Annotated in this window: 3 protein-coding genes; 1 reads left to right on the plus strand and 2 read right to left on the minus strand. The window is 67.0% G+C overall.

What is annotated here, in order from left to right; all coding sequences use genetic code 11:
* Positions 1-537: glutathione S-transferase C-terminal domain-containing protein (locus tag ABWP50_RS01105; protein ID WP_353216143.1), on the plus strand; the 537-nt coding region annotated here is incomplete at its 5' end.
* 12 nt (positions 538-549) lie between these two features.
* Here the strand turns inward: ABWP50_RS01105 and trxA are convergent.
* Complete coding sequence (trxA, locus tag ABWP50_RS01110) at positions 550-867, minus strand: thioredoxin (protein ID WP_353216144.1); 318 nt, start codon at positions 865-867, stop codon at positions 550-552.
* A gap of 36 nt (positions 868-903) precedes the next feature.
* On the minus strand, positions 904-1,236 hold a 333-nt coding region (locus tag ABWP50_RS01115), incomplete at its 5' end, for a PD-(D/E)XK nuclease family protein (RefSeq protein ID WP_353216145.1).

The raw sequence follows: 1,236 nt of genomic DNA on the forward strand, positions 1-1,236 counted from the left end.
CGTCAGGCGCGCTTTGGCATGGACCTTGGCGCGCTGGGCCGCGCGGCGCCGCATCTCGCAGGCCAGGCGCTGGTGGCGAGCCAGTTTCTATCCGACACGCTGGCCGATGGCCGCGCCTTCATCGGCGGAGACGCGCCGGGGGCCGGTGATCTCGCGCTGTACAGCAATATCTGGTTTGTGCGGGCCGTACCAACCGCAGCGGCCAATGCAGCTGCAATGCTGGCATTGCCGGGCGTGGCCGATTGGTATGCCCGCGTGGCTGGTTTTGGCCATGGCGATCGCAGCGAGGTCACCGCAGCAGAAGCGCTCAGCGCCGCCCGCGCTGCCGTTCCCGCCGCCATAACCGGCACAGTGGCCGCGCCCTATGCCGCCGGAATGATGGTGGGCGTCACGCAGGAGGGCACCAAGGATGCGCCCAGCATCGGCCGCCTGCTGCGCTGCGACGCGGGCGGCATCAGCATTGCGCGGGATGTGGACGACACGCTGACAGTGCACGTCCACTTCCCGCGGCTGGGGCAGGTCGTTACCCCCGTTTAAACAAACTATGGCTTAGGCGATCTGGCTTTCAAGCCACGCCTTCAGCTCACCCTTGGGCCGGGCGCCGACCATGGTGGCGGCGGCCTTGCCGTCCTTGAACAGGATCATGGTGGGGATCGACATCACGCCATAACGGCCAGGCGCATCCGGATTGTCGTCGATATTGACCTTGACGATATCGACGCCGGCCAGTTCGGCATCCAGTTCCTCAAGCGCCGGGGCGATCATGCGGCACGGGCCGCACCATTCGGCCCAGAAATCCACCAGCACCGGCTTGCCGGCCTCCAGCACATCGGCGGTGAAACTGGCATCGGTCACGGTCTTGGTCATGGGTAAGGCTCCGGCGTTATCGGGTTTGGCTGGTTGCTATGCTGGCAAGATAGGCATTGGATCGCCTGGCTGCAATGTGCTGTCTGGCGCAGGCGCAACAATCGCCGCCTGCCAATCGGCCAGCATCGCCGCCGGTAGCTCGATCAGCTGCGGCCCGGCCGTGTACAGCAGCGCCGCGCGCACGGCCCGCCCCGGAAACACCAGCGCCAGCGCCGCGGCATAGGCCCCCAATTGTGCGACATGCGCCGGCGGCACCGATGCGGCATCGGCCGGCACCCGGCTGCCGGTCTTGTATTCCACGGCCAGCACATCGGCTTCGGTCACCAGCAGCCGATCAATGCTGCCCGCAACCACGCGCTCGCCCAGCAC

Origin of the sequence: Sandarakinorhabdus sp. (assembly GCF_040398645.1) — a bacterium.
Lineage (GTDB): Bacteria > Pseudomonadota > Alphaproteobacteria > Sphingomonadales > Sphingomonadaceae > Sandarakinorhabdus.

What these genes read in the sequence shown, in the direction of transcription:
- trxA (WP_353216144.1), bottom strand. Translation starts at nt 867, where the DNA reads ATGACCAAGACCGTGACCGATGCCAGTTTCACCGCCGATGTGCTGGAG.